Below are 20,727 nucleotides of genomic sequence, written 5' to 3' on the forward strand. Positions count from 1 at the left end.
CGACAAGCTCAGCCCGAACGGGTCTCGCCAGCAACCTGCCACACGCGAAACGCATTCCCCTGCCCTTGCGCCACGAGCGGTTGCGCATCGTCGCTCACCAACGTCGGCAGCGCCGCTTCGACCGGCCGCGATTGCCGGACGGTGCGGATCTGGTCGGTACGCGCCTGAACCGTCGGGCCAGCGTCGAAAATGTCGCAATAACCCTCGTAGACGAAGCCCTCCGCCTGGAGCAGCTTCAGCGCCGGCGCCGAATTGTCGTGCGGCCGTCCGATCGCCGCGCGCGCCGCCGCGGGCAGCATGCTGGTGTAGATCGGATAGCGCGGCATCAGATCGGCGATGAACTGGTTGCCGTGCATCGCATTGTGCAGATCCGCCTCGAGGAAGCCGCTGCCGAAGAATGGCCCCGCCACCGCCTCCCAGAACGGGCTCGACCCGTCTTCGACCCAGCCGCGCAGATCGGCGATGACGGCATCGCCGAAGCGCCGGCGATGCTGGGCGATGAACATATAGCGGCTGCGCGCGAGCAACGCGCCGAGCCCGCCGGCGCGCGCATCGGGGTGGAGGAACAGCCCGCCGACCTCGGACGCGCCGTCGAAATCGTTGACGAGATGGAGGATCTCGGTCGAGAAACTACGGTCGAGATCGCGCGACACATGCGTCACCCGGCTGACCTTGTAGCTGTAGAACGGCCATTTCGCGCCGAGCCGCGAAAACAAACTCGCGGTGCCGAGCACGCGGCCGTCCCCCGATTGAAGCACGAGGAGGTAGAATTCGTTCGCCGGCGTCGCGATATCGGCCGCGAGCGAAGCCTCGCTCCACGCGATCTTTTCGGCGAGGGTTTCGCGATCGGGGGGCAGATTGGTCATCCCGCCCCCGGTCAGCGCGGCAAGCGCGAGCAAGGCGTCGAGATCGTCGGCGCGCACCGGGCGCACGAACGGCAGGTCCGCGCTGCGATCGAACCACGCCGGCGCGGTCACAGCTCGCCCGCCTGAAAACCGAGCGCGGACAATAATGCCGCGCGCGCCGTCTGGCATTGATGCCAGAGATCAGCCTCGCCCAGATCGTCCGGCGCGATCCGCTCGGGCCAGTGGCGCGCGACCATCGCCTCGATCAGGTCGCAGCGGCGCTCATCGAGCAGGAACCGCGGGTCGATCGCCGCCTCCGCCTCGGCATCGACCGCGACGCGCAGGCGAAGGCAGGCGGGCCCGCCGCCGTTGCGCATCGATTCACGGACGTCGACCACTTCGAGCTGGGCGATCGGATTGTCAGCCGCCCTGACCTCTTCGAGCCACGCCCAGACCTCGGGGGTCTCGTGCGCTTCGAGCGGGAGGATCAGCGCCATTCCGCCCGCAGCGAGCGTCACGAGCTGCGAGTTGAACAGATAGGAGCGGATCGCCGCATCGAGGCTAACTCGCCCGGCCGGGGCTTCGATGATCACCGCACCCGGCACTCTTGCCAGCAGATCGCGATAGACCGTATCGCGATCGGCGAAGGCGTGTTCGTGGGTGAACAGCACATTTTCGTTCGCCACCGCGACGACATCATTGTGGAACGCACCGGCGGCGATCGCGCCATCGCTTTGCCGGACGAGCGCGATGTCGCCCTCCGCCAGCCCGTGCCGGCGCCCCACCGCGGCGCTGGCGGCACGATGCTGCCGCGCCGGAAATGGCCCCGACGAGCGCTCGCCGTAAACGAACATTTCGAGGCTGCGATCGGCATGCGACCGGCCGATGCGCATGAAATTGGCCGCGCCTTCGTCGCCCAGCCCCACCGGCAGCGCGGGGTGAACCGCGAAATAGCGCGGATTGGCGAACGCCAGCCGCAATTGCCGCAACGTCTGATCGTGCTCGATGCTGCGGTGGAGCATCGTCGACAGATTGGCGACGCTCAAATGGCACCGCCCGTCACGTGTATCGGGCGCGGGCGAGACGGTGGCGGCGTTGGCGGTCCACATCGCCGAGGCGGACATCGCGTTGCGCAACAGCGCAGGTTCCTGTGCCCAGGCCGAGCGGCACACCGCAGTGTCGTCGCCGGCGAAGCCGAGCGCGCGTAGCCAGCCGATGTCCGGCCGGGCATGCGGCAGGAACACCCCCTGCGGCAGCCCCAGCGCGAGCATCCGGCGCATCTTGGCGAGCCCTTGTAGTGCGGCCGCGCGCGGCGCCGAAACGCCCCCCGCATTCTTCGCCGACGCGATATTGCCGAGCGACAGCCCGGCATAATTATGGCTCGGGCCGACCAGCCCGTCGAAATTGATCTCACGCATCGGCGATGCCCTTGATATCCGCGGTCAGGTCGGCGAGCCGCCCGGCCTCGAAGCTCGCGACGGGATAGGCGCAATAATCGGCGGCATAATATGCGCTCGGGCGGTGATTGCCCGACGCGCCGACCCCGCCGAACGGCATCGCGCCGCTCGCCCCGGTGGTCGGCCGGTTCCAGTTGACGACCCCGGCGCGCGCGCGGCTGAGATAGCGCGTCCAGTGCGCCTCATCCTCGGAGACGAGCCCCGCCGCGAGGCCGAAAGCGGTATCGTTGGCGGCGCGGATCGCCCCGTCGAAATCCGCCACCCGCCGGACCTGGAGGACGGGCGCGAAAATCTCCTGATCGGGCACGTCGATCCCGGTCACGTCGAGGATCACCGGCGTCATGAAGGCGGGCGAATATGCCGGCAGATCGCGCGTCGCCAGGACTGGCCGCGCGCCCGCGTCGACCAGTCCCGCCACCGCGGCGCGCGCGCGGTCAGCGGCGGCGGCCGAGATCAGCGGACCGAAGGTCGGTTCGGGCGTCATATCCCACGGCCCGATCCGCATCCGCCCGGCAAGCGCGACGACCGCCTCGACGAAAGCTTCACCGATTGCGCCTTCCGGCACGATCAGCCGTCGCGCGCATGAGCAGCGCTGCCCCGCGGTGATAAACGCAGATTGCGCGACCACCGACGCCACCGCCGCCGGATCGCCGTCCCACGCGATCAGCGGGTTGTTGCCGCCCAGTTCGAGCGCGAGGATCGCATGCGGGCGATCGAGCATCGCGCGGCGCAGGATCGTGCCGGTCGCCGCCGAGCCGGTGAACAACAGCCCATCGATATCGCCCGCGATCAGCGCCGCGCCGGTGTCGCGCCCGCCCTGAACGACTGACAGCACCGCATCGGGCACTCCCGCCTCGCGAAACAGCCGCGCCATCAGCGCGCCGGTCGCCGGGGTTTCCTCGGACGGCTTGAAGACGATCGCATTCCCCGCGAGTAGCGCCGGGACGATATGCCCGTTGGGCAGATGCCCCGGGAAATTATACGGGCCGAGCACCGCCATCACCCCGTGTGGCCGATGCCGTAGCACTGCATGGCCGAACGGCTGCGCATTGGTGCGCGATCCCGCGCGCTCGGCCTGTGCAGCGATCGAAATCTCGACCTTGCCGATCATCGACGCGACTTCCTGCCGCCCCTCCCACAGGGGCTTGCCGGTTTCGCGCGCGATCGTCACTGCGAGTTCTTCCGCGGTCGCTTTCAACCGGTCGGCATAAGCCCGGACGATCGCAATCCGCGCGTCGAGATCGGTCTCGCACCAATCATCGAATGCGCGCCGCGCGGCGGCGAGCGCGCGGGTGACGGTCGCGGCATCGTCGACCGCACCTTCCCACAGAATCTCGCCCGTCGCGGGGCAGGTCGATCGCAATATCTCGCCCATCATTTCTCTCGCATGCGGATTTGACATGATTTCCCACCTAATGAGGGATAAACAGCCCTGTTATGCGCATATGCATATGAGTATCACGCATGAGATATGACGACCGCCGCCGATTGCCACCGATGGCGATGCTGCATTGTTTCGAGGCGGCGGCGCGGCTCGGGTCTTTCTCGCGCGCGGCGGAAAGCCTGCATCTGACGCAAAGCGCGGTCAGCCGGCACATCTCCAATCTCGAACAATGGCTCGGCGCCGCGCTCTTCGCCCGCACCGGGCGGCGGGTGGCGCTGAACGAGACCGGCCATGCGTTCCTCGAAGATATCGGCCCGGCGCTGGCCGGAATACGCCGCGCGACCGGCAGGCTGATGGACCCTGAGCCCGAACATATGATCGAACTCGCGGTATTGCCGAGTTTCGGGATGCGCTGGCTCGCGCCGCGGCTGCCACGATTGACTCAGGCGCATCCCGATCTAGTCGTCAATCTGTCGGCGCGTACCGATATCTTCGATTTTACGCGCGAAGCCTTCCACGGCGCGATCCATGTCGGCGGCGCCGACTGGCCGGACGCCGAACATGACCTGCTGTTCAGCGAACTTGTCGTTCCGGTCGTCGCACCGGCATTGCTCGAACGCCATTCAATCTCTTCGCCGGAAGACTTTCTTCACGTTCCGCTGCTCGTGCAGTCGCAGCGCAGAGATGCCTGGGCGCGCTGGTTCGCGATGTTCGGTCTGCCCGGGCCGGAAATCGAAAATCTTCCCAATGCCAGTCATTTCCTGATGCTCGCGCAATCCGTGAAAGCCGGCGGGGGCGCGGCACTGTTGCCCAGCTTCTTGATCACCCCGGAATTGGCCGCCGGGGAACTGATTATCCCGTTTGATGCGCCGCTGATCGAGGAGCGCAGTTATTGGCTCGCCTTTCCGGAAAGTAGCAAACGGATCAAAGCCTTCGCACTTTTCCGGGACTGGTTGCGACGGGAATGCCAAGATCCCGATTAGCCCGACATGCCGATCAACGTTCGATCCGACATTCAAAAACCGCCCGAATTTACAAAAAAAGGGGGTTTTTCTTAGTCGAAAAGTAATCCAAGTATCGCATGCCCGCTAATCCGGCCTTTTCTCGATACGGAGTCCCAGATGGCAGAGAATGAGCAGCCCGATCTCACGCAGCTGACGGTACAGTTGCTGAGCGCCTATGTCTCGAACAACTCAGTCCCGAACGAGGACCTCGCGAAACTGATCGCGGCGACGCGGACGGCGCTCGGCGGGGCGAGCGAGCCAGCCACGCCCGCCGCGCCGGAATTCGAGCCGGCGGTGACGGTGCGCAAGAGCCTCGCGTCGCGCGATCACATCCTCAGCCTGATCGACGGCAAGCCGTACCGCAGCCTGAAGCGCCATCTCGGCTCGCACGGGCTGACGCCGGCGGAATATCGCGAGCGCTACAAGCTTCCCAAGACTTATCCGATGGTCGCCCCCGGTTATTCGGAAGAACGCCGCGAAGTCGCAAAGCGCCTCGGGCTCGGCCGCAAGCCGACTGCTCCGGCGGCGGCGCCTGACGCGAAGACGACAGCGGCTCCCGCTGCGGCGCGCCCTGCGCCGGCCAAGAAGCCCGCCGCTGCGAAAGCCCCGGCGAGCGCGAAAGTAGCCGCGCCGGCCGCCGCCAAGACGGCAAAGCCGCAGGCCGCCGCGCCGAAGAAGGCGACCACCGCCCCGGCGGCGGCAACCGCCAAAGCGTCACCTGCGGCGGCAGTGCCCGTCAAGGCCCCGAAGCCCAAGCGCGCCGCCAAAAGCAGCGTCCCGAAGCCGGCGGCCGCCCCGAAACCGGCAGCGGCCGCAAAACCGGCAACCGCTGCGAAGCCGGCGGCAGCAGCAAAGCCGGCAGCCTCAGCGAAGCCGGCGGCCGCACCCAAGGCTGACGGCGCGGCGGCGCCCGCCAAGAAGCCGCGCAAGCCTAGCGCACCCAAACCGGCGGCAAAGCCAGCGGCAGAGCCGGCAGCGAGCTGACCAATAGGTGGTGCCTGCTCATCTGGAGCGGGCACCACCCGACATACGCGACGATTGCCGCTTAAAATGCGATCTTCGCGCCCAGCGAGAAATAGCGCCCGATCACGTCATAGAAGGGCGAATAAAGCGATCCGTTAGGCGGCTGCTTGTCGAACAGGTTCGACACATTGGCGTAAATCTCGATCTTGTCCCTTCCGTCCGACGCGATTTTGGCGCGCGCGAGGAGATCGACATACGAATAAGGCGCGATGTGGTTATTGACCAGATTGACCGTCGAGTTGAAGTTTCCCGGCGAGATATAGCGCATCCGCAATTGCGCGCCGAATAGATCGCTAGCGTATTCGGCACTTGCGTTGAGCCGCCACTTCGGGACCCCGAGGCTGAAGGAATCGCCCTGCGATCCGGCATATTCGATCGTGCTCACGCCGTCGTTGACCCGCAGACTATCAACCCAGCTCGCGCGGAGCCGCAACGTGATCGTCCCCGGCGGCCCAGCGGCGACGCGGAGCGGGAAGGTCTGCGAAAGATCGGCGTCGATCCCGTCCATGCGATATTCCGACAGGTTCACATAAGCGGTCGTGATGCGGACGATATTGCCGTCCGCATCGCGCTCGACACGTCCGCACAGCGCCTGATTTCCGTTGTAACAGCGGACGACCAGATCCTGCGCGGAGATCGTGGTGATCACATGATCGATACGGATCTTGTAATAGTCGAGCGAAAGACGAAATCCGCGCAATCGATGCGGCGAATAAACGAATCCGGCGGTGAAGCTGGTTGCGGTTTCCGGGCGCAGATCGGGATTTCCGTTGTTATTGGTCAGCGCGTAGATGCTGACGTTCTTCACCGGATCGATGACGGTATTGTAGCCGATCGTCGACTGAGTGAAGAGTTCGGACAAGTTCGCCGAGCGAATGTCCCGCGACCGCGCGAGCCGCACCTCGAACCCCGGAAAGACCTCATTCGTCACGCCGAGCTTCCACGACCAGATCGAACCGGTGGTATCGTAGCTCGACAGCCGCGCCGCCGCATTCACCTCGAGCTTGTCGAACATCGGCCGATCGCGAAGCAGCGGCACGAGGATCTCGCCAAAGGCCTCCTTGACGGAGAAACCGCCGTTCATCGGGGTGAAGTTGAAGGTGCGGAACGCCCGCGCCAGATCGAGATCGCCGACCGTCTGCCGGACCGTTTCGCGGCGCGCCTCCAGCCCCATGGCAACCGAGACCGCGCCCGCCCAGAGCGTCACCGGCTCCCCGCGCAAGCTCACCCCGCCGATGTCGAGCCGCGTCGTCGAGCGCTGACGCGGCGTCCCCAGGACGAAGCGGAGCGCCTGCGCCGACGGTGCGCCTTCGCCGAACAGGTTGAGCGGGATGCAGGGGCTCGACGGGTCCGCGAGCTTGATGCGGCACACCGCTTGGCCCGTCGCGGGATCGCGCACAGCGTCGACCGCCTGATTGAAGTTCGCGCCGATGACGAAGCCGGGCGCGTCGAGATCGTTGCGATATTCGCCGTGGCTGTAATAGCCGCTCCAGCGCCAGTCTCGCCCGATCGTGCCTTCGAGCGCGAGCGTCCCCTGCGTCGTGACGCGCTCGAAATCGATGCGCGGGAACGGGAAATCGGCATTGAACCGGCCCATCATGAAGCCGGTTTCGCCGGCCGCGAGCAAATCCGCGCGCACCGCGTCCGGCAGGAAGGCATTGTCCCGCGAAATGAAAATGTTTCCGCGGTTGTTGTCGCCGAACCAGATATAATTGTTCCACATCCGCGACCGGCGCAGCTCGGCGGTGACCTTTACGCTGTCGCTGGCCATGAAGCTGACGCGGCCGAGCGCGCTATATCGCCGCTGCGGCGTCACGAGCGGCGCCATGTCGTCGTTCGACGGCCCCTCCCCGCCGATCATCTGGCTGCCGACCACCGTGCCGTAGCGAAAGTCGCGCAACGAGCCGTCGCGATTGAACACCTTGCCCGCCAGCACCCCGGTGGTGATCAGGCCCCCGCGCGCGGCATTGGCGATCCCCACGTCGGGCACCAGCATGAACCTGCCCGGCCCGACGGCGACGCTCGCCCAGCGCCCGACGTTCGCGCGCGACGTCTTGGGGATGACGCCGTCATTGTCGAGATATTCGCCGCCGATCGTTATATGGCCGCGGCCGCCGGCGAAATCGGCGCCGAACGCGCCTTCGAACCGACGCTCGGCCGCATCGCCGCGTGAGGAAATCCCGGTCTGCGCGCCGAGCCTCCCCCCTTTGAGTCCCTCGTCGAGCACGATGTTGACCACCCCGCTCACCGCGCCCGAACCCCAGGCCGCGGATGCGCCGCCCGTCACGATATCGACCGATTTGACCAGCACCGTCGGCACGGTGTTGAGATCATTGTCGCTCGAGAAGCGCCGCCCGTCGAGCAGGACGAGCGTGCGGTTGATCCCCAGCCCGCGAAGATCGACGGGGGCCATGCCCGCGCTCGTATTAGTGCCCGATGTCTGGGGCGAAATCGTCCCGCGGAATTGCGGGAGATCGTTGAGGATCGCGGCGACATTGGCGCGCGCGCCGATCGCGAAATCCGATCCGGCGATATGCGCGGTCGGGTTCGGCCCCTCGAAGCCGGGCGTATCGATCCGCGACCCGGTGACGACGATATCGACCGGCTCGATCGGCTTGATCGCGAGCGGCGTGGCAGGGGGCGGCCGACGGACGCGGCGCACCGCCACCGTCGCCTTGCGATCGGCGGCGATGATGAAGGAACCGCCGGCGGTCTGCACCGCGCCGAGCCCCGAGCCGCTGAGCAGGCGACGCAATATCTCGGCAACGCTGTAGGTGCCGTCGATCGCCGGGGCGATGCGGCCCCGCGCCGCGCTGGAGGTGAAGATGATGTTCGAATGGGTGGTCGTCGCCACCGCCTCGAGCGACAGCGAGAGATCCTGGCGGGGCAATGAGAAGCGATAGCGAGGCGCGGGCTGCGCCTCGACGGCAGAGGCTATCAGGCACGCCGGTGCCGACAGCAATATCAGTCGTCCCCCCTGCCCCATGTCCTTCCTTTACACCATTTCGCCGCGCCCGTTCGGGCAGCGGCGGGGCGGACGCGCGGCGCGATCGCCCTCAGCGTGTCAGCAGCACGTCGTCGCCCTCTCGCTGCACGCGCAACCCGTGGAGCTGCGCCACCGCCGCCGCGAATTCGGACGGATTGCCGGTCGCGAACACGCCCGAGATCGGCAATGCCGCCAACCGCGCGTCGCTTACCACCAAATGCTCGTCGCCATAGCGATTCATCTCGGCGGCCGCTTCCGACAGCGGGGTATCGCGGAAGATCAGTTCGCCGCGCCGCCACGCGGTAACCGCATCCAGCGGCGGCCGATCGAGCGCGACCGCACCGCCCCGCCCGACCGAAACGCGCTCGCCCGGCGCGAGCACCGCGACGAGCCGTGGGGGGGCACCTACCTGCGTCACCTCCACCTTGCCGCGCAGCAATGTGACACGGACGCGATCGGCATCCCTCCGCACGACGAAGCTCGTCCCCAGCGCCTTGATGCGTTCGTCCCCGGCGTCGACGACGAAGGGCCGCGCGGCATCATGCGCGACATCGAACAGCGCCTCGCCCCGGTCGAGCGAAATCTGGCGCTCGTGCCGGCCGAGCTTCGCGGTGACATGGCTGTCGGTGTTGAGCGCAATGCGGCTGCCGTCGTCGAGCGTCGCGACGCGCTGCTCGCCGATCCGCGTATCGAACGCCGACGGCTGATCGAGATAGACCGCGATCGCGCCGCCGCCCGCCAGCAGCAAGAGCGAGGCGGCGATCGCGGCGGGAATCCAGCGTCGCGGCGCCGGGGCTGGTCGCGCGCCGCCGTCCTCCTCGCCGAGCGCGGCGGCATCGGGGAGCAGATCCCACAATTCGCCGGCGCGCCGGAACGCGTCGCGATGCTCGGGATCGGCATCGAGCCAATCCTGCAGCGGCGCCTCCGCAGCCGCACCGCTCGGGCCGTGCAGCCGCGCGATCCAGGCCGCGGCCTCGGCGTTGAGCCGCGCGCGCTCGTTGCTCGACCGCGTTACCATTGTTCCATCCAGTTCATCAGTTCGAGCGTCGCGCGCGCGATGCGCTTTTCCACCGCGGCAATCGACATCCCCTCTTCCCGGGCGATCGTCGCATAGCTCGCGCCGTCGAGCCGCCGGCGAAGCAGGATCCGGCGGGTACGCTCAGGCAATTGCGCCAGCCCGTCACTAGCATGTTTCAGCCGCGCACGCGATTGCAGCACCTGCTCCGAATCCGGCGCGGTATCGACGATCGTGAAGACATTCTCATTGGCAAAGGGCGCCCGCCGTTCGCGACGCTGTTCGTCGATCGACAGGTTGACCGCGATCCTCACCAGCAGCGCCTCTTGTGACCGCACCTCATGCTTCCGCTCATAATATTCGACCTTGAGAAAGGCTTCCTGCACCAGATCGTCCGCATCCTGATCCGCGACGCCTCGCTTGCGCAAGACACCACGCACGTGTCGCCACATCTCGGTCAACTGGCTCATCGCGTTTCTCTCACGCGCCATAGAGGATAGGCGCGCACAGGGAACAGGGAGACTTTCTCAGTGAACCACATTGCGCGCAACCTTCCGCCACTCGGCATCGGACAGCGGGAGCGTGCGCAGCCCGGCGTAATAAGCGCGAAGATCGCGCATGAACGGCCAGTCCGACGCCGGAACAAAATGGCGCAACCCGATCCGCCGCATCAGCCCGACCAGCGCCGCTTTGTCGCGATCCGGCACGCTTTCCGGCCGGATCGCGGCAAGATCGAAATAGAGATTGGCGCATCGTGGGCGATCATGCTCGCACGCCTCGGCAAAGACGCCGAGCGCGGCGAGGGTCGCGGAATCGACCCCGCCCCAACCCGCGGCGTGCGCGATCTGAACCGTCGTGCCGCGCGCCGCCGGCAGCACCTCGTTCACGAAGATACGCGCCTCGTCGGCGCCGTACCCCTCGACGCGGTGGCGCATGTGGATCATGACGCGCCAATGCGCGGACGCCGCCGCGCGCACCACGTTCGCGAGCATCCTCACCTGCTCGGGCCGGTGATAGTCGAAGCGCGAATTGGCGAGATGCAATTTGATCCCGGCGACATGACGATCGCCGCGCCAATGCGCGATCTCGGGCAGCGCGGTGGGCGTCAGCGGGTTGACGCCGATATAGACCGAGAAGCGTGCCGGCTGCGCGCGCGCCAGCCCCACGGTGAAGTCATTGGCCGCGCGGACGATCGCCGCGTGGTTCGGCGGCAGCGCGGCCATCAGCGGGCTTTCCGCGAGATAGGCGGTCGACATCACCTGCGCACGGCGGATGCCCGCATCGTCCATCGCGCGGCGCAGATCCGCAACGGCCAGCGGCCGGGTGAACTCGGCATCGCATTTGCTCGCCCGCCCCGGGCTGGCACAATAATCGGACAGGATCGCGAGGATCGCGGGCGCGTGGAGATGGACGTGGTGATCGACGTGCACCACCGGCGCCCGTCGGTCCGCCGCGCCAGACGGCGCGACGGACAGCCACGCGATCGCGACGACCGCACCCAGGCGGGCGAAGGTCACCGCCCCTGATCGGCGAGCAGCATCTGTTTCCAGAACAAGGCGCTCGCCCAGAAATAATAGTCCTCATTCTCCTTCTTGTGGAAAACGTGCCCCTCATTCTCGGCGAGCACATGCCACACGGTGCCGCCCTTGCCGCGCACCGCCTTGATGATCTGCTCCGCCTCGCTCGCCGGGACGCGCGGGTCGTTGCCGCCGGTCGCGATGAGCAACGGCACGGTGATCTTGTCGACATTGGTCAGCGGCGAGATTTCGATCAGCTTGGCGCGCTGCTTCGGATCGCGCTCGTCGCCATATTCCACGCGGCGCAGGTCACGCCGATAGGATTGCGTATTCTCCAGGAAGGTGACGAAGTTCGAGATCGCCACATAGCAATTCGCGCCCTTCAGCCGCGCCGAATAATGCGTCGCGGTGGCGTAGCACATATAGCCGCCGTAGGAGAGACCGGTGACGGCGAAGCGCGCCGGGTCGAGCGTCGGATCCTTGGTCAGCGTGTCGAGAAAGGCGCCGATATCCTTCACCGAATCCTCGCGCTTGAACGGCCCGTTGTCGAGGTTGACGAAGCGCTTGCCGAAGCCGGTCGAGCCGCGGACATTGGGGAAGAACAAGGCGATGCCGAGTTCGTTGAGATAATAATTGTCCGGCCCGAGGAAATCGGGCTGGGTCTGCCCCTCCGGCCCGCCGTGGATGTTGACGATCAGCGGGCGCTTGCCGGGAAATTTCGCGGGATCGGGGCGATAGAGGAAGCCCGATACGGTTTCGCCGTCGAAGCTTTTGACCTCGACGAGCTGCGGCTCGACATTCTTCGCCGGATCGAGCCCGCCGGTTTCGCTGCGCGTCCAGCGCGTCACCGCCAGCGTCTTCGGGTCGATCGCAAAGGCGTCGCCGGCGACACGTGCGGAGGACATGCTGAGACCGATCGTGCCCCACGGCGCGATCTGGATCGGCGAGCCGATCGTATAGGGGATGACCCCCGCGGGCAGCCCGGTCACGTCGCGCGACGTCCCCGCGCGAACGTCGAGTACATGCACCCGGCTGACCCCCGCCTCATTGGTGGCGTAGACGACGAAGCTGCTGTCGGGGGCGAGCGCATATTCGGTCACGTCCCATTTCCGCTCGGCGGAAACCGGGGTGAACTTGCCGCTGCGCGCGTCGAGCCGGCCCAATCGCACGAAATCGGAATCGATGTCCGACAGGATCCAGATCGCGCCGTCCGGCGCATAATGCGGCGCGATGTACGAAACCTCGCGCTTCACGTCGTTCAGCGCCCGCATCTTGCCCGAGGCGAGATCGAGCTCATAGATATCGGCGCGGTTGACCGACATGCGGTTGACCACCAGCGCCCGCGCGCCGTCGGCGGAGAAATCGGCGATGTTCCAGCCGCCGCCCTTCACCGTCGCGACGAGGCGATCGGTCTTGGGGTTGCGCGGATCGACGACGTAAAGGTCTGAATCGGTGCCGTTACGCCGGGTCGACGAATAGCCCACGACCTTGCCGTCGGGGCTCCACGCGCCGAACCAGTTGCGGCTCTTGCCGTCGGTGAGGAGATGCAGCCGCCCGTCGACCAGCCGGTAGAGCTGGAAGAACTCGCCGCCGCCGATATCCTTTTGCACCACGGTGACATCGCCCGCGCCGGGCGAAACCGCGGCGGCGATCACCGGCTCGGCCTCGAAGCTGAGCTGGGTGCGCGCCGCATCGGGCGCGCCGACCTTATGGATCTGATCGGTATTGGCGAAGCGCGTCTTGATCAGCATCGAGCGATCGGCCGGATCCCAGCCGAGGAAGATCGCCTTGCGCGCCTGAAGATAGGGCTGGGTTTCGGCGACCAGCGCCGCGGGGATCGCGGGAAGCCCGTCGGCGACGATCGCCGCGGGCTTGGCGACGGACGCCTCCTGCGCAGGGGCGGCGACGGGAAGCAGCGCAAGGGTTGCAGCGGTTGCGGCAAGAGCGGAACGAAGGCGCATATGGCACTCTCCTGTATCGGGTCAGTTGGGGCCGAAGCCATGATCGCCCGGCGCGATGTCCGGGCGATCCAAGGGGTCACGATGATCAGAATCGAACGCGCGCGCCAAAGGTGAAATAGCGCCCGAGCACGTCGTAATAGGGCGAATAGAGCGACCCGTTCGGCGCCTGCTTGTTAAACAGATTGCTGACATTGCCGTACAATTCGAACGACCGCGACCCGGTGGGCACCTTCACCTGCGCCTGCAGATCGAAATAGGTGTAGGCGCCGATATGGTTGTTCGAGAGCGCGATCTGATTGTTGAACACCCCGGGCGAAATATAGCGCGCGCGCACCAGCCCGGAGAAGGTGTCGTTCTCATAACCGACCGAGCCGTTGACCCGCCACGCCGGCACGCCGAGCCCGAACGAATAGCCCTGCGAGCGGACATATTCGAGCTTCACCACCCCGTCATCGGTGGTGAGGCTATCCACCCAGGTGCCGATCAGCCGGAACTTCAGCCGGCCATTGGCCGATTTGAACAGCCGGTCCATCGCCATGACGTAGGAGATCTCCGCATCGATCCCGTTGGTCTTGTAATTGGCGAGATTGACATAGGTCGAAACCGTCCGGGTGATCGTATTGGTCGCCGGATCGCGCTCGACCCGCGAACATAGCGCCGTGTTGCCGTTGTAGCAGCGCGTCACCAGATCCTGCGCCGCGATGGTGGTGATCACATCCTTCACATCGATGTCGAAATAGTCGACCGAGATGTTGAGGCCGCGGACCGCCTGCGGCGAATAAGTGAAGCCGAAGGTCCAGGTATCGGCCTTTTCCGGCTCGAGGCTCGGATTGCCGCCGCCGTTGCTCAGGACGTAGACGTTCTGCTTGGTGAGCGGATCGTAGATCGTGTTATAGCCGGTGGTGGTCTGGGTATAGAGTTCGCTGAGATTGGCCGAGCGGATATCGCGCGAACGCGTCACGCGGCCGCGGAAACCCGGGAAGAATTCGTTGGTCGCGCCCAGCTTCCACGACCAGATCGAGCCGGTGGTGCTGTAATCGCTGACGCGCACCGCGCCGTTGAACTCGAGCTGGCGCAGCAGCGGCGTATTGTGGACGAGCGGCACGAGGATCTCGCCGAACGCCTCCTTCACATCGAAGCTGCCCGACATCGCCGAGAAGCTGAAGGTGCGGAACGCCTTGGCGGCATCGAGCGCGCCGACGGTCTGCCGGATGCTTTCCTTGCGCGCCTCGACGCCGACCGCGAACGACACCTTGCCCGCCGGCAGCGCGAACGGCTCGCCGCGAAGGCTGATGCCGCCCACGTCGAGCTTGGTGGTCGCGCGCTGGCTCGGCGTGCCGGTGACATAGGCGATCGCCTCCTTCGACGGCGCACCGAGGCCGAACAGATTGATCGGAACGCAATTGGTGCTCGGATTGGTCAGCGCGATCCGGCACACCGCGCGGCCGCTGGCGGGATCGATCACCGAGTCCACCGCATTGGCGAACTCCTTGGTGAGCAGGAAGCCGGGGGTATCGATATTGTTCTGATATTCGCCGTGGCTGTAATAAGCGCTCCAGCGCAGGTTCGATCCGATCCGCCCGTCCAGCGCCAACGTGCCCTGCGTCACCTTCCGCTCGAAATCGATCCGCGGATAGGAAAGATCGCTGTTGAAACGCCCCATGTAGAAACTGCTCTGGCCCGCCGCGGCGAGCGCGTCGGTCACGCTTTTCGACAGAAAGGCATTGTCCGACTTGATCAGGATGCCCGATGTCGCCGAGCCCTGCACGTGATCGCCGAACCAGATGTAATTGTTCCACATCCGCGAATGGCGCACTTCGGCGGTCAGCTTGATCGCGGGCGAGAATTCATAGGTGAAGCGCCCGAGCGCGCTGTAGCGGCGCTGCGGCGTCATCAGCGGGCTGAGATCGTCGTTCGACGGCCCCTCGCCGCCCGACATATAGCCGCCGCTCACCCGGCCATAATCGAAATTGCGCAGCGACCCGTCCGGGTTGAACGCCTTGCCGGCCAGCACCCCCGAGGTGATCAGCCCGCCATAGGCCGAGGTGGAAAAGCCGACATCCGGGGTCATCGCGCCGGCGAACGACGCCCAGCGGCCGATATTCTTGCGCGCCGTCTTCGGCACGATGCCGTCGCTGTTGAAATATTCGCCGCCGATGACGACGTGGCCGCGATCGTCGTTGAAGCCGATCCCCGCCTTGCCTTCGAAGCGATGCTGCGCGGCATCGCCATAGGTCGAAACGCCTGCTTCGGCGCCGAGCTGCAGTCCCTTGAACGTCTCGTCGATCCCGAGATTGACGACGCCCGCGACCGCGCCCGATCCCCAGGCCGCGGAAGCACCGCCGGTGACGACCTGCGCGCTGCGCACCAGCACGTTGGGAATGGTGTTGAGATCATTGTCGCTGACGATGCGGCGGCCGTCGATCAGCACCAGCGTGCGGTTGATGCCGAGACCGCGCAGATCGACCGGAGCGTTGCCCGCGCCGGTGTTGGTCCCCGTCGTCTGCGCCGAAGTGGTGGCGCGGAATTGCGGCAGATCGTTGAGTGCGGCGGCGACATTCGGCCGCGCGCCGACCGACAGGTCTTCGGCGGTCACCGTGATCGTCGGGGTCGGCGTCTGGAAATTGCGGTCGATGCGCGATCCGGTGACGATGATGTCGCCCCCCGTATCGCTCTCGGCCGGCGCCGCATTCTCCGGGGATACCGTCTGCGCCGATACGCCCGCCGCGGCCACGATCGCCACGCACGCGCCGATTACACTCCCGAATCTGATCATGAGTCCCCCCTTGTCTCCAGGCGGCCGATCGCCGCGGATGCTCACGGGGAAGACGATCCGATTTCACAAATCCGACATATTTCGAAAATTTTTTCGAGCGCCGCGCATCGCCGCTGTGGCGACATGGCTCGAACGCCGTTGGCGAAGGGGGACCGGGCCACTGCGGGTCCCCGAAAAAGCCCTCAAATCGAGGGTGATGGGCGCGGGTACGCCGGCGCGCATAATAAGAAATTTACATTCATGTGAAACCTATGCCGTGGTTACGGGGGGCCTTATGTTCAACGTGCTCGAATGCGCGACCGACCAGCACGACATCCGATTGGTCGTTCTCGCCGCGCTGATCTGCCTGTTGGGAAACGTCGGCGTCTTCGTCCTGCTCAACCGCTCGACCCTGTGCGTCGAGACACGCCGGCGCCATTGGCTGATGATCGCCGCGATCGCCGAAGGCGTCGGCGTATGGGCCACCCATTTCGTCGCGATGCTCGCCTATCGCGGCCCGATGCCGCTCGAGTTCGGCATCGCGCTGACCCTGCTCTCGGTGACGATCGCGATCGCATTCTTCTGGGCGGTGTTCCACTGGCTCGGACGAGCGCCGGGGACGGTCCGCAACATGGCCGCCGGTGCGGGGGCGGCGGTCGGCATCCACGGGATGCATTTTACCGGCATGGCCGCAATTATCGCCCCGGCGCGGATCAGCTATGCGATCGCGCCGGTCCTGATCTCGCTGGCGCTGTCCGCGCTGCTGTTCGGCGCCGCCTTCGTCGTCTTCACCGCGACCGAAGGGCGGAAGAAGATCTTCCTGCCCGCGATCCTCGCGGTGCTGTCGATCGTCGTACTGCACTTCACCGCGATGTCCGCCACCACGCTGACCTATGATCCGACGCAGGCCAGCGTCGGCGGCCCGATTCTGAGCCGCGAATGGCTGGTGCCGGCGATCGTGCTCGCCAATCTCGTCCTGCTCGCGCTCGCGCTCACCGGATCGTTCGTCGACCGCTGGCTGACCGATGCCCGCGGGATCGCCGATGCGACGCTGGAGGGGCTGGCGATCGTCAGCGCGGGCCAGATCGTCGAGGTCAACCGCCAGCTCGCAGGGTTGCTCGGCGTCAGCTCCCGCACATTGATCGGCAGCGTGCCCTCGCGCTGGTTCGTCCCGGTCGCCGGGGGAACATTCGACATACAGGAGGGGCTTACCGTCGAGGCGCGGATCCGCGGCAGCGCGGACGAGGACCAGATCATCGAGATCGCAACCCAGATGATCGAATATCGCGGCCGGCGCTGCGAAGTGCTCGCGGTCCGCGATCTTTCCGATCGCAAACGCGCCCAGCGCGCGATCGAGCATCTCGCCTCGCACGATCCGCTGACCGATCTTGCCAACCGCGCCAGTTTCGTCCGCGCGCTGGACGAAGCGATCGCGGCGCGCCAGCCCTTTGCGCTGCTTGCGATCGACCTCGATCGCTTCAAGGCGATCAACGATATTTTCGGTCACGGCGCGGGCGACGACATCCTGCGCCGCGTCGCCAATATCCTCCGTGCGTCGGTGCGCGGCGACGACGTCATCGCGCGGGTCGGCGGGGACGAATTCCTCATCGTCCAGCGCGCGGTTTCCGGGCCGGACGACGCGCGCCGGCTGGCGAGCGACATATTGGAGAATTTCGCGGGCGAGATGGACGTGGCGCGCGATCCGATGGCGGTCGCCGCGAGCATCGGGGTCGCTTTCTACCCGCTTGACGCGCTCGATGCGGAAACGCTGCAGCAGAACGCCGATATCGCGCTCTATCGCGCCAAGAGCAGCGGCCGCGGGATCGCGGTCTTCTTCGATCAGGAGATGGACGAATTGGCGCGCGACCGGCGTGCGCTCGAACATGATCTGCGCCACGCGATCACGCGCAACCAGCTCCATCTCGTCTTCCAGCCGCTCGTCGCCACCGCCTTCGGCTCGGTGGTCGGCTATGAAGCGCTGCTGCGCTGGCAGCATCCCGAGCGCGGCGAAATCCCGCCCGATTTCTTCATCCCGATCGCCGAGGAAATCGGCGCGATCGTGTCGATCGGCGAATGGGTGTTACGCGAGGCCTGCGCCACCGCCGCCGGATGGCCGGCCAATATCTCGATCGCGGTCAATGTATCGACGGTGCAGTTCCAGGTGCCGAGCTTGCCGGCGATCGTGCGCGACGCGCTCGATTCCTCCGGGCTCGACGCGCGGCGGCTCGAGCTCGAGGTGACCGAGACGGCGTTCATGCGCAACCGCCAGATCGCGCTGAAATCCTTGCATGAGATCCGCGCGATGGGGGTGCGCATCGCGATGGACGATTTCGGCATCGGCTATTCGTCGCTGAGCAACCTCAAGGCGTTTCCGTTCGACAAGATCAAGATCGACAAGAGCTTCGTCGCGTCGATCTCCGACGACGAAGCCTCGCGCTCGATCGTGCGCGCGATCGTCGGGCTGGGACGCAGCTTCAACATGCCGATCGTCGCCGAGGGCGTCGAGACCGAGGCGCAGCGGCAGATGCTGCTCGACGAGGGGTGCCCCCAGGCGCAGGGCTATTATTTCGGGCGCCCGGCGGGCGATCCGTTCGGCGACGCCGCGCGGGACCGGCAGGGCAAATCGCCGGCCGGGCATCTCTCCGGCGAATCCACCGCCTGAGCTGCGCGCGATACGGCGGCTGCGGGGGCGAACGTCCACCGGGTCTACAAATATATGGAAACCGGTAACAATTCCGTCTCAATTCCGGTCTAACAGCAAGCCATCGGGCGCACGCGTCCGAAACCTCCCTGACTCTATGGGGGCAGCCCTCCCCTTAATCTCAAGCTGCCCCTCCTTTTTTGCGCATTTCCCAACTCTGGATTGATCGCCTTGACCCCGCGCGAGATCGCTGCCCTGCAGCAGGAACTTCTATCGATGCCCCGGCAGGAGATTGTGAATCTCTATCACGCGCTCGGCACCGACGATCCGCGCCACGAGGTGATCGAGGCGCTGGTCAAAGCCTATCGGCTGGATCTGGAAGCGGCCTGATCGCGCGCCGCGACGGACGGATCGGCGGGCCGCGACGCGTGGCCACGATACCGGCGCGTGACGACGCGATTCCGCCCGGCATGTTTTGCTTCGTAGAGCGCTTCGTCGGCGAGCTTGAACAATTCCCGAAAATCGGCCGCGACGCGTGACTGGGCGACGCCGATGCTGGCGGTGACGATCTGGTCGCCGATGATCCGGCGATGATCGCACGCCGCGATCCCGACGCGGACGCTCTCAGCGAAGCGATCGAGGATCAGCCCGTCGAGCCCCACCGCAAGCAGGCCGAATTCCTCGCCGCCGATCCGGCCGACGGTGCACATCGCCCCCTCCCATGACGCGATCCGCTCGCCAATCCGGTGGAGCACCGCGTCGCCGGCATCATGGCCATGTTCGTCGTTGATCGACTTGAAGCGGTCGATGTCGATCAGCAGCAGCGCGGCGGGCAGCCCGCCGGCGCGCGCGCGATCGAGCAAGGAGGCGACATTCTCCTCGAACCCGCGCCGGTTGCGCACCCCGGTCAGCGCGTCGCGCCGCGCCGCTTCGCGCGCCAGCGCCTCGCCCGCGCGAGCGCGGTCGCGCTCGATGCGCAGCCGGCCGATGCGGCGCGTCGTGGCGATCGTCAGCCACAAGGTCTGCCAGGTCGCGGCGAGCAGGATGACGAGTTTGGACCCCGCGCCCCACAGATGGTCGTCCATGTCGACGAGCTGGATCGCCGCCAACGTCATCATCGGCACCGACCAGGCACCCGCGAAGTCGCGCGCCTCGGTCGAGCCGCGCCGCCACGCCCAGCCGAGGCAAAGCGTCACCGCCGCCAGATCGGCGAGGATGAGATAGCCGAGCAGCTCGGCGAATTGGGTGAGCCCCGGCCCGCGGATCAGCGCGAGCGGAACGCCGGCGACGGCATTGGCCGCGCCGAGCGCCAGCGTGCCGGTCCGCAGCGCGCGCGGCAGCGTATCGCGCCCGAGCGAGGTTACCGCGCTCGCCGTCGCCAGCGCGACCGCGAGGCATGACAGGAAGGTACAGATCTGCGCCGACACCGTCCCGGCCATCGCCGGGAAGGCGAGCAGATCGAGTTGCGACCAGATCGCCCCCCACACGAACATGCAGACCGCCCAGGCGCCGTGCCAGGCGAGAAAATGGCGGCGGATCGCGGCGGCGAGCGACAGGGTGTAGATGCCGCCAACCAGCAGCAGGGTCAGCGCCGCGCCGATGATCGCGGCGAGCACCGTCGATTGCTCGACGCCCTCCGCCGCCGGCATCAACCGCGCGTGGAGCAGCCCGTAATCGGCGAGCCGCTCGAAACGCAGCGTCACCGCGGTGATCGGCGCATCCCGATCGGGCGCCTCGAACGCAATCTGGCCGCCGGCGCGCCAATGCGTCCCGAACCGGCCGCCGCTCACCTCCTGCCACCGCACGGCACCGTCGGCATAGGAAAAGGCCACCGCCAGCCGGTCGAAGCGCGAATAATGCACCATCAGCACGATATGCCGCGGCTCGATCGGCAAGCGATCGAGCCGGCTGGTCAGCCACAGGCTGCCGCGTTGATAATCGCGCGGCGCGTCGGTGCAGGAGAAGCGCAGCGACGCCAGCGTGTCATCGCGCACCTGCGAGTCGGTAACGGCATGGCACAGCGAGGATTTGAGCCCGATCGCCTCCGCCATTGCCGGCACGCCCCAGCACATCGCGAAAAGCGCGAGCGCCAGCCGGCACGGGACTCCCCCCAATAATTTCGCGACCGCCATCATTGGA

The 20,727-nt window shown here is 66.4% G+C and carries 14 protein-coding genes; 4 read left to right on the top strand and 10 right to left on the bottom strand.

The window, feature by feature from the left end; genetic code table 11:
• Positions 1 to 8 precede the first annotated feature (8 nt).
• Genes NED98_RS16670 through astD form a run of 3 tightly spaced genes read right to left on the bottom strand, consistent with a single transcriptional unit; the run spans position 9 to position 3,677 of the window.
• Positions 9 to 977 (bottom strand): arginine N-succinyltransferase, encoded by a 969-nt coding sequence (locus NED98_RS16670; protein WP_265313733.1) that lies wholly within the window; start codon positions 975 to 977, stop codon positions 9 to 11.
• On the bottom strand, positions 974 to 2,263 hold the full coding sequence (locus tag NED98_RS16675; protein ID WP_265313734.1) for an N-succinylarginine dihydrolase: 1,290 nt from the start codon (positions 2,261 to 2,263) through the stop codon (positions 974 to 976). The genes NED98_RS16670 and NED98_RS16675 overlap by 4 nt, the downstream gene beginning before the upstream one ends.
• Positions 2,256 to 3,677: a succinylglutamate-semialdehyde dehydrogenase gene (astD, locus tag NED98_RS16680; RefSeq protein ID WP_265313735.1), complete on the bottom strand. Its 1,422-nt coding sequence runs from the start codon at positions 3,675 to 3,677 to the stop codon at positions 2,256 to 2,258. The genes NED98_RS16675 and astD overlap by 8 nt, the downstream gene beginning before the upstream one ends.
• Positions 3,678 to 3,799: 122 nt before the next feature.
• Between astD and NED98_RS16685 the strand changes: the two genes are divergently transcribed.
• Together NED98_RS16685 and NED98_RS16690 are read left to right on the top strand one after the other, a co-directional pair.
• A complete protein-coding gene (locus tag NED98_RS16685; RefSeq protein ID WP_265313736.1) occupies positions 3,800 to 4,669 on the top strand; it encodes a LysR substrate-binding domain-containing protein in 870 nt (289 codons plus the stop codon).
• 138 nt (positions 4,670 to 4,807) lie between these two features.
• On the top strand, positions 4,808 to 5,674 hold the full coding sequence (locus NED98_RS16690; RefSeq protein WP_265313737.1) for a Ros/MucR family transcriptional regulator: 867 nt from the start codon (positions 4,808 to 4,810) through the stop codon (positions 5,672 to 5,674).
• Positions 5,675 to 5,735: 61 nt separating this feature from the next.
• Here the strand turns inward: NED98_RS16690 and NED98_RS16695 are convergent, their stop codons facing one another.
• The 6 genes from NED98_RS16695 to NED98_RS16720 form a co-directional block, all read right to left on the bottom strand.
• Entirely contained in the window at positions 5,736 to 8,699 is a 2,964-nt protein-coding gene (locus NED98_RS16695; protein WP_265313738.1) for a TonB-dependent receptor, read from the bottom strand.
• Positions 8,700 to 8,769: 70 nt separating this feature from the next.
• Positions 8,770 to 9,717: a FecR family protein gene (locus NED98_RS16700; protein ID WP_265313740.1), complete on the bottom strand. Its 948-nt coding sequence runs from the start codon at positions 9,715 to 9,717 to the stop codon at positions 8,770 to 8,772.
• Positions 9,711 to 10,184, bottom strand: coding sequence for an RNA polymerase sigma factor (locus NED98_RS16705; protein ID WP_179513873.1), 474 nt, complete (start codon positions 10,182 to 10,184; stop codon positions 9,711 to 9,713). The genes NED98_RS16700 and NED98_RS16705 overlap by 7 nt, the downstream gene beginning before the upstream one ends.
• 57 nt (positions 10,185 to 10,241) lie before the next feature.
• On the bottom strand, positions 10,242 to 11,231 hold the full coding sequence (locus tag NED98_RS16710; RefSeq protein ID WP_265313741.1) for an amidohydrolase family protein: 990 nt from the start codon (positions 11,229 to 11,231) through the stop codon (positions 10,242 to 10,244).
• Positions 11,228 to 13,192, bottom strand: coding sequence for a prolyl oligopeptidase family serine peptidase (locus NED98_RS16715; protein WP_265313742.1), 1,965 nt, complete (start codon positions 13,190 to 13,192; stop codon positions 11,228 to 11,230). The genes NED98_RS16710 and NED98_RS16715 overlap by 4 nt, the downstream gene beginning before the upstream one ends.
• Positions 13,193 to 13,277: 85 nt before the next feature.
• Positions 13,278 to 15,968 carry a TonB-dependent receptor domain-containing protein gene (locus NED98_RS16720; RefSeq protein ID WP_265313743.1) on the bottom strand — a complete coding sequence of 897 codons (2,691 nt, stop codon included), beginning with the start codon at positions 15,966 to 15,968 and terminating at the stop codon, positions 13,278 to 13,280.
• Positions 15,969 to 16,242: 274 nt separating this feature from the next.
• Between NED98_RS16720 and NED98_RS16725 the strand changes: the two genes are divergently transcribed.
• Together NED98_RS16725 and NED98_RS16730 are read left to right on the top strand one after the other, a co-directional pair.
• Positions 16,243 to 18,609, top strand: coding sequence for a bifunctional diguanylate cyclase/phosphodiesterase (locus NED98_RS16725; protein WP_265313744.1), 2,367 nt, complete (start codon positions 16,243 to 16,245; stop codon positions 18,607 to 18,609).
• A gap of 210 nt (positions 18,610 to 18,819) precedes the next feature.
• On the top strand, positions 18,820 to 18,978 hold the full coding sequence (locus NED98_RS16730) for a hypothetical protein (RefSeq protein ID WP_265313745.1): 159 nt from the start codon (positions 18,820 to 18,822) through the stop codon (positions 18,976 to 18,978).
• Here the strand turns inward: NED98_RS16730 and NED98_RS16735 are convergent.
• On the bottom strand, positions 18,951 to 20,723 hold the full coding sequence (locus NED98_RS16735; protein ID WP_265313746.1) for a GGDEF domain-containing protein: 1,773 nt from the start codon (positions 20,721 to 20,723) through the stop codon (positions 18,951 to 18,953). The two genes, NED98_RS16730 and NED98_RS16735, sit on opposite strands and share 28 nt — an antisense overlap.
• Between the last annotated feature and the right edge of the window lie 4 nt (positions 20,724 to 20,727).

Origin of the sequence: Sphingomonas lycopersici (assembly GCF_026130605.1) — a bacterium.
Taxonomy (GTDB): Bacteria; Pseudomonadota; Alphaproteobacteria; order Sphingomonadales; family Sphingomonadaceae; genus Sphingomonas; species Sphingomonas lycopersici.